Source organism: Rheinheimera mesophila (assembly GCF_000986865.1).
Classification (GTDB): Bacteria; Pseudomonadota; Gammaproteobacteria; order Enterobacterales; family Alteromonadaceae; genus Pararheinheimera; species Pararheinheimera mesophila.
The window spans coordinates 1-845 of sequence record NZ_LAVS01000047.1; the positions used below are offsets into that span (position 1 = coordinate 1).

Annotated in this window: 1 protein-coding gene and 1 pseudogene; both read left to right on the top strand. The window is 26.4% G+C overall.

Going from position 1 to position 845, the window contains the following annotated elements:
- A pseudogene (gene cadD, locus SD53_RS12300) lies at nt 1–250 on the top strand (cadmium resistance transporter CadD); the annotation flags it as partial.
- An 18-nt stretch (nt 251–268) separates the two neighbouring features.
- A complete protein-coding gene (locus tag SD53_RS12305) occupies nt 269–616 on the top strand; it encodes an ArsR/SmtB family transcription factor (RefSeq protein WP_000119690.1) in 348 nt (115 codons plus the stop codon).
- The last annotated feature ends 229 nt before the right edge of the window (nt 617–845 follow it).

Consider the following 845-nt stretch of genomic DNA (forward strand, 5'->3'; position numbering starts at 1 on the left):
TAATATTGGTTTATTTGTTCCGTATTTTGTGACATTAAGTGTTACTAATTTATTACTTACTCTGTTTGTCTTTTTAATTTTAATTTTCTTCTTGGTGTTTACTGCACAAAAATTAGCTAATATCCCAGGAATTGGAGAAATTGTTGAGAAATTTAGTCGTTGGATTATGGCTATCATTTATATAGCTTTAGGTTTATTTATTATTATTGAAAATGACACTATTCAAACAATTTTAGGATTTATATTTTAATTTAGGGTGTGATTTTATATGAGTTATGAAAATACTTGTGATGTGATCTGTGTACATGAGGATAAAGTTAACAATGCTTTAAGTTTTTTAGAAGATGATAAATCTAAGAAATTACTTAACATTTTAGAAAAAATTTGTGATGAGAAGAAATTGAAAATCATATTATCTTTGATTAAAGAAGATGAGTTGTGTGTTTGTGATATTTCTTTGATATTGAAAATGAGTGTTGCTTCAACTTCACATCATTTAAGGCTTTTATATAAAAATGAGGTACTTGATTTTTATAAAGATGGAAAGATGGCATATTATTTTATTAAAGACGATGAAATAAGAGAGTTTTTCTCTAAAAATCATGAGGGTTTTTGAAACGAGTGAAACGAGTTTCTTCTTGTCTTGATACTATATAGAAATAACTCGATTTTATATATACAGCTGTAACTGTTGATATTACAGCGTTTAAACGTGTTTTTGTGCGTGAAAGGAAAATTTGACAATAAAAAACCCCAGTTATATTATTAAGGTGTCGAATCTTAAATAATACTGGGGGTCTTTTTATATGCAATATAATACTACTAGAAGTATAACCGAAAATCAA

What these genes read in the sequence shown, in the direction of transcription:
- SD53_RS12305 (WP_000119690.1), top strand. Translation starts at nt 269, where the DNA reads ATGAGTTATGAAAATACTTGTGATGTGATCTGTGTACATGAGGATAAA.